Annotated in this window: 5 protein-coding genes; 2 read left to right on the top strand and 3 right to left on the bottom strand. The window is 50.0% G+C overall.

All coding sequences use genetic code 11. The features are described 5' to 3' along the window. Window positions 1-1,876 (top strand): T9SS type A sorting domain-containing protein (locus RIC19_RS17775; RefSeq protein ID WP_350179696.1); only part of this gene is annotated, 1,876 nt, incomplete at its 5' end. 567 nt (window positions 1,877-2,443) lie between these two features. On the opposite strand, the gene RIC19_RS17770 is transcribed toward RIC19_RS17775, so the two are convergent. Together RIC19_RS17770 and RIC19_RS17765 are read right to left on the bottom strand one after the other, a co-directional pair. After that, entirely contained in the window at window positions 2,444-3,244 is an 801-nt protein-coding gene (locus tag RIC19_RS17770; RefSeq protein WP_350179695.1) for a T9SS type A sorting domain-containing protein, read from the bottom strand. A 212-nt stretch (window positions 3,245-3,456) separates the two neighbouring features. Further along, window positions 3,457-5,190, bottom strand: a complete 1,734-nt coding sequence (locus tag RIC19_RS17765) for an alpha/beta fold hydrolase (protein WP_350179694.1) — start codon at window positions 5,188-5,190, stop codon at window positions 3,457-3,459. A 257-nt stretch (window positions 5,191-5,447) separates the two neighbouring features. Here RIC19_RS17765 and RIC19_RS17760 point away from each other — a divergent pair, with 257 nt between their 5' ends. After that, window positions 5,448-6,464 (top strand): GntR family transcriptional regulator, encoded by a 1,017-nt coding sequence (locus RIC19_RS17760; RefSeq protein WP_350179693.1) that lies wholly within the window; start codon window positions 5,448-5,450, stop codon window positions 6,462-6,464. A gap of 77 nt (window positions 6,465-6,541) precedes the next feature. Here RIC19_RS17760 and RIC19_RS17755 read toward each other — a convergent pair whose 3' ends face one another. Continuing rightward, window positions 6,542-7,324 carry an MBL fold metallo-hydrolase gene (locus RIC19_RS17755; RefSeq protein ID WP_350179692.1) on the bottom strand — a complete coding sequence of 261 codons (783 nt, stop codon included), beginning with the start codon at window positions 7,322-7,324 and terminating at the stop codon, window positions 6,542-6,544. Window positions 7,325-7,594: the final 270 nt, after the last annotated feature.

Genomic DNA, 7,594 nt, shown 5'->3' with positions numbered 1-7,594 from the left:
CACCGCACCAGCGATCAGCTTCACTGCAGCAGATGCATTCTGCTCACTGGACAACGTGAACTGCGATGCGAACGTAACTTATGACTTCAGCATCGATGAGGACTGTACGCCAGACGACCTGACGATCAAGGTATTCCTTGATGCGTTCCTGGGCGGTACGCTGACAGAGCTCCCATCAAGCGTAGTTTCCGGTTCGTACCCCGACTACACGATCACCGTGAACGACCTGCCAATCGGCAGCCACGCGTTCGAGGTGCACGTACTGGACGGCTGCGGCAACTCTGACCTGGCAATCCTGCCATTCGACATCATTGACTGCAAGGCGCCAGCGCCATTCTGCATCAACGGTATTGCGATTGAGCTGATGCCAGTAGACGAGGACGGCGACAACCTGCCGGACCCGGGCGCAGGCATGGCTGAGATCTGGGCGAGCGACTTCATCGCTTCTCCAATCACAGACTGCTCTGAGCCGATCAAGTACTCTATCAACCGTGCAGGCGAGCCTAACAACCCTGACCAGACCGGCCTTGTGCTGACCTGTGATGACGAAGGCACGCTGGTGATCGAGATTTGGGCGTACGATGCAGCTGGCAACGGCGACTTCTGCGAGACTTACATCCTGGTACAGGACAACATGGGCGTATGCGGTGCAGCAGCACCAATGGCAGCCGGTGCAGTCAATACCGAGGACAACGAGCCAGTAGAAGATGTAGAGGTGAGCCTTTCCGGCCAGGCTTCTACAGCGATGATGACTCAGAACGACGGCGCTTACGTATTCACGAACCTGACCGAAGGGCTTGACTACACGATCACGCCACAGCGCGACGGCGACTACCTCAACGGTGTGTCTACGTTCGACCTGGTACTGATCAGCAAGCACATCCTGGGCGTTGGCCCGCTGAGCACGCCATACCAGCGTATCGCAGCGGACGTGAACAACTCCGGCTCTATCACGACGCTTGACCTGATCCAGCTGCGCAAGCTGATCCTGTCTATCGACACGGAGTTCTCTAACAACACAAGCTGGCGCTTCGTGGAGACGGCTTACGTCTTCCCAGACCCATCTAACCCATGGGCAGAGCAGTTCCCTGAAGTGATCAACATCAACGACCTGCCATCGACAAGCATCATGGATGCTCACTTCGTGGCTGTGAAGATTGGTGATGTGAATGGTGACGCAACGGCGAACAGCTTCGCAGTAGTTGACGAGCGCAGCTTCGAGGGCACTTTCGCACTGCAAACAGCAGAGCAGGAGCTGAAGGCGGGCAACGAGTACCGCGTAAGCTTCACAGCAGCTGACCTTGCACGTATCGAAGGCTACCAGGCGACACTTACACTGAACGGTGCAGTAGAACTCGTAGACATCGTGAGCGGTGTTGCTACTGAAGACAACTTCGGCCTGGCTTACCTGGGCGAAGGCATGATCACAACAAGCTGGAACGGCGAAGCATCTGATGCAGAGCTGTTCACCCTGGTATTGCGCGCAAACAGCGACGTAATGCTGAGCGAAGTACTGGGCGTAAGCTCAGCAGTTACGAAGGCAGAAGCTTACGGCAAAGACGGCAGCTTCCAGGACGTAGCGATCGAGTTCAGCACCGGTACTGTAGCGGGCGCAGGCTTCGAGCTGTACCAGAACCAGCCGAACCCATTCAAGGGCGAGACTGTGATCGGCTTCAACCTGCCAGAGGCAGCGCAAGCGACTATCACCATCAGCGACGTAACAGGCAAGGTACTGAAGCTGTACCGCCAAGACTGTACTCAAGGCTACAACCACATCACGGTTAAGTCTTCAGATCTGGCGGCAACAGGCGTAGTATCTTACACTGTTGAAACTGGTGACTACACAGCAACGAAGAAGATGGTTATCATTAAGTAATCGTCTCTTTGAGATAAACGCGCCCCTGAGCTCCGCGTAAGCGCGGGCTCACTGGGAGCAAGACCGGAGGGCCGGGCATCCGAAAGGGTGCCCGGCCTTTCTGTTTTTATGAGCGTGCTGAAATTTTAGGCTTATAGTGCCTCAAGTCATAGATCTCTGATACTTAAGTTGAAGTTATTTTTCGGCTAATCAAGGCGAAGGTTCGCGACTTTAGCCCGAGCTAAAGGAGCGGTTCTTCAACGAAGAGTAGGCGGAAAAGAACGAAACTTGGGGTGTCAAGGATTTGAGGAGCTTTGAAGAAAGCTTAGCTTTCCTGTTGAGCGGCGCTGGCATCGTAGCAGGAAGGCAAAGTAAGCGCAGCCCGGAACGGTTCAATATAAGCTGCCATACGCCGTTTTCTGCCGCTTTTAAATGCGCGCCCCGTGAATGCCTGCCCCAGCAAAAACAAAAGGCCACCTCGTTAGAGATGACCTTTCGTATTTTTCATATAGCAAACGTTACGGGCAAATTCTACTTTCAACCCGGCGGCGCTTATTTACATGTAAAGCCTTGAAAATCAGGCTTATGCTACCCCTTGATGAATTTCTTCATGACCGTACCTTCATCACTAAAAGCTCTAAGGAGATAGATACCCTTTGGCAGGTCAGAGATGTTGATCGTTGGGTTCTCAATACTTTTTTTAGCTGCAACTACTTCTCCGGTAACGGAATACACTTCGTAGCTACGTATTACACTTGCTGACTGAATTGTGATCGCATCAGTAGCCGGATTGGGAAAGAGTCGAACTTCAATCTTTTCCAGGTCCTTAGTACTGCTAGGCATTGCAGCCTCTCCGTATATTCCATCAAAGTATATGATATTATCAGATTCCCTGGAGCTGAAATCCGGAAAAATGACAATCTGATCATAGGTCATATTCTCATGGTCCACAGTAGAAAAATCAAAGGTGAGTTGTTCCCATTCATTAACCTTAGTGTTAGCTACTTTAAGTTCCCCTTTAGACCACCCTGTTTCAGTTACCAGTTTGATACCTACGTCACTAATAACAGGTTTCCAAACCATAATCCGAATAATCGAATTAGATTCGTCGATTGTGAAATTGCCGATCCCTGCTCCATGCAGTGATTCGCAACCTGCAAAAGGCTGACCGCTCTGCAGCGCTGTAAATTTAGCTACAGTCGAAGAAGTGTTGATGCCTGAAGGATCAGGGTTAGGGATGATTTCAAGAGGTGGGTTAGAGTCGTTTTCAAAGGTAGTCCAGGTCCAGTCCGCTCCATTTCCACTTTCTTCAAAATCAATTGGAATGTTCTGAGCAGTGGCTGAAACGAAGACAAAAATTGCAAATGCTAGGTTTATCAGTTTTTTCATAATTATTTTTTAGTTATAACTTCTGTGAAGTTACCCAAAATTTACGCGCCAATGCTTATTTGGAGCGGATTTATTTTGAAAACCAAGGCATTACAATACCGTTTGCCTACCGACTATGAATGCGGAGACGGTGAACCTGCACAAGGTGCAGAACAACGTTTAATCAGATCACAACCCCTTATCTTCTTCTAACTTCAACGCGCCTGAACCCACTACTCAAGCCCAAAATGCGCTTTGATCCACACCATCCGCCTTTCTCCGTGTACCGACGGCAGCCCATGCCCGGCCTCAGGGTAGATCACATATGATTTAGGCACCTTCAATTGATTGAAGGCTGCGAAGTTAATGTGTGGTGGACAAGTAGGGTCAAGTAGCCCAACGCCCATAAAAACAGGTGCTTCCACCCAGGGAGCCAAATTTTTGATGTCAATGTAGCTCAGCGTCTCATATACTTTTTCCCAACCCACCTCGGGGTGCTCCATCACGTATTGGGTAAATTCACTAGCCGGCCAGACCCCCACCTTGAAATAATCCCGGAAGTCAGAGAGGAAGGGCACACTTGGGGCACAAAGCGCAATCCGGTCCGGTGCCAGTGCTGCCGTAGCAAAACTGAGCGCTCCGCCCTGACTGCCCCCCATAACGGCCACTCGCGTGGTATCGACTTCGGGCCTGGAAAAAATGAAATCCAGCGCCCTTAAGCAGTCCATATATGCTCCCCGGTAGATGTAAAGCTCTTTATCTTCGATGTGGTGCTGAAGGTAGCCCGGAAAGCCTGGGTCGATGTGGTCCTGGCTGTTGCCGTGCCCACGGATATTGAGCACAAAGGAAGCTATATCCCCTTCCTGATACCCCTGCTCAGGGGTACGGGAACTACTGTACCCCTGTACCTCTAGTACTGCAGGATGCCGGCCCGGAGCAGTGGGTTTATGGTACCAGCCACGAACCAGAATATTGCCAAGGGAGCGCATCTCTACCAGGTAAGTTTCTTTTTCCGGAGTAGACAAAGAGTCTATCTTGTACATCTGAAACTGTGGCGCTACCGCAGCCAGTTCCCGGCGGGCGCGCTCCCAGTAATTCCTAAAATCTGCCGGGCGGTCCAACGGCGACTGAATCGCCGTGGGTGCCACGCCCAGGCTAAACTGCACCTGCTTATTATCGTACTGGCTTTCAAAAACTAGGTTTACCTCATAAAACCCTGGCGGCAAAACGCCCAGTTCCTGAGGTACTGTACGCTGCTGACCTCTCTTCAAATCTATACGGATGGTTTCCTCCAGGATTTGCGCTCCAAAATCTGACAATACCATAACCTTAAGCCTGCCGGAGAGGTCTTCCGAAAAGCCATTGCCCATTTTGATGGAAAAAGTAACCGGCTGCGATGATCCGAATACGTGGTCTTCCGGTAAGCCTTCCATCTGCAGGCTCAACAAATCCTTCATGCCAGGTACGCGCAGGCTTATCACACCTTTATAAATACCGCCTCCGCCCTGATGGTCATATACCCGGACAGCAATTAGGTTTTCAGCCCCAAAACGAATGTCTTCAAATGGAATGATATAGGTCCGCTGTTTATCATAAGCTCCCTTGTAATTGGGTGGCATCTGCCCTGTAGCCCCCACTGGTTTACCGTTCCAGAAAGTTTCGTCTGCATCATCAATCTTACCAAGTTCCAGAACCAGCCCCTCATTTTTCCGGGCAGCAGCTTTCAGGCCCTCCGGCACGAGCACCGACTGCCGGTACCAGGCAAAACCATTGTAAGCACTAACGCCTTGCTTTTCCCAAAGTTTTCCATGAAGCAGGGTACGCCATTCGCTATCATTAAAGTTGGGTGATGCCCACTCTGACTGATCGCCGGTCATGAATTTCCACTGCGGTTTTAATAAATTCTGTGCAGGCAGTAGGGGTAGCAAGTAAATCAGAATAAAGGTAAGGACGAATAATTTTTTCATCAGATCAATGGATTAGTAACGTTCAAAAGACTTGGTTCGGAAGCGGTTGGCAACTGGCTAAAGACGAGTTAGCATACTGACCCGACGCATCAAGTCTAAAGAAGAGCAGGGTTGAAAGAATAATTGTACTGTACTCTCCTGAATACGAATTAAATATGGGCGCTGTAAAAATAGCCTACCCTTTTGTAATAATAACGCACTTTTTCAGCCTGTATCCCGGGTATCTTTAGGGCAAGTCCAAATCAAATTCCATTGCCATGGTGCAGTTACAATCCATCAACCACAACTCCCGCGTCCCCAAGTATTTGCAAATTGCAAATTACCTGGTGGCAGGTATCAAGAATGATACCATCCCCAACGGCGACAAACTGCCTTCAATCAACTACCTGAGCTCCAATTGCAATGTCTCCCGGGATACCGTAGAAAAAGCCTACCGGGAATTGATCAACGAGGGGCTGGTCGAAGCAGTGCACGGTAAGGGGTTTTTCATAAAGAACATAGGCAGTCTGCCCCAACAGCGGATTCTACTGCTGTTCAACAAACTGAGCGCGCACAAAAAGACCATTTATGATGAATTTGTCCGCAAAGTGGGTGACCGGGTGAGAATAGACTTCCAGGTCTACAACAATGATTTCCCGCTGTTCAAGCGGATTCTGGAAGAGGCGAAAGACCGGTATCATTACTACGTCATTATACCACACTTTTATACCCAGTTCTGTGATGCAAAGTCGGTCATCAGCAAAATCCCTTCGGATAAGCTACTGCTGCTGGACAAGCGACTGGAGGGAATTCCCGGGCACTTCGCCAGTGTATACCAGGATTTTGAAGAGAATATCTACGAGGCGCTGAAACAGGCGGCCGGCCTGCTCCGTAAATACGATAACTTAAAGCTCGTCTTTCCCGCCAACAGCTATCAGCCACGGGAAATCATCAAGGGGTTCCAGCGCTTTGCTATAGAGTATGGATTTACAGGAAGGCTCGTTTCCAACCTGGTTAACGAAACACTCGCGCCCGGTAATGCCTATATCACTATGATGGAAGACGATCTGGTGGAGTTGGTTAAAAAAATCCGCCAATCCGATCTGAAAGTGGGTAAGGAAGTTGGCATCCTATCTTACAACGAAAACCCGCTTAAGGAAGTGCTGCTAGGGGGGATCACCGTGATTTCCACTGACTTTGCCCGGCTGGGCGCTACCGCAGCCGATCTGGTCCTGAACCAGGAAACCCGGCAGATAAAAAACCCCTTTGAGCTTATTGTCCGGAATTCGCTGTAACGTACCGGGCCTGGTATGGTCGACAACCTCGGCCCCTGGCTTGCCGGGGCACAAGTTGTTTCAAACCTGACAAAACTCTAACCCTTTTCCGGATACCAATTCACCAGGCGTACTTCGGTTCCCCCTGTTTTTTCATTGACCATAACTTTAAACTGCTCCACATCGCTGAGTGTCCCGTCTCCGTTGCGGTAGTGATAGGGATAAACTACGCGGGGCTTGAATTCAGCTACTGCCGACGCGGCCTGATCGATGCCCATAGTGTAAGGAAGGTTCATGCAGACAAAGGCCACGTCAATATCCTTAAGCTTCCGCATTTCCTCGGTATCTTCCGTATCGCCGGAAATATAAATACGCCGGCCGCTCATAGTAAGGATGTATCCATTTCCCCAGCCTTTGGGATGGCGGGAATCTTCGGTTTCCGGCAGGTTGTACATCGGCACCGCATTCACTTTTACACCTTTAGTGCTAAGGGTTTCACCATTACCCACTACAGTTACTTTGGCGAAGGTGATCTCCTGGCTCATTTTGTCCACTACTGCCTGTGGGGCGATTAGCTCAGCTTTGCTTAGGTCAATGCCCTTGAGTGTCTCCTCGTTGAGATGATCGCCGTGGGGATGCGTGATGAGCACTACATTGGGTTGCCCAAAGGGCTCGTACAGTTCCGGGCCGCCGTAGGGGTCAACGAAGACCTTGGTTCCTTCTTGTTCTAAAACCAGTGAGCCGTGCAGAACAGGATGAATGGTAAGTTCTTCCGTTTCAGGTGCAGAAGGCGTATCGGCTGAAACCTCAGCGTCAACGGGCTCTGCAGGAGCGCCGCAGGCGAAAAACAGAGTGGATAGGATCACAAGTGCGTACTTCATGGTGCCGTATTTTGGGTTTAAGTGCAAGCTTAAAAGGCTAAAAACCGGATTGTGTTTAGGGGATTTCACTAAAAAGAGGCCAGAAAGAAAAAAAGTAATAATTTAGGGCTTATTCATTCTCACTGTTTGTTTAGAGCGTGTTGGGACTTTTGTCTTCTAGTCGAAAACTAACAATTTTTTGGTTAGACGAGGCACGAAAACCGGAGTTTAGCCTTAGCTAAATGAGGATTTTCGGGACGAAGTATAAGCAAAAAAGTGTAGTTTGCAGGC

This window comes from Phaeodactylibacter sp. (assembly GCF_040219495.1).
Classification (GTDB): domain Bacteria; phylum Bacteroidota; class Bacteroidia; order Chitinophagales; family Saprospiraceae; genus Phaeodactylibacter.
The sequence above is the reverse complement of the archived record's forward strand: the minus strand, read 5'-3'. Positions and strand labels throughout refer to the sequence as shown.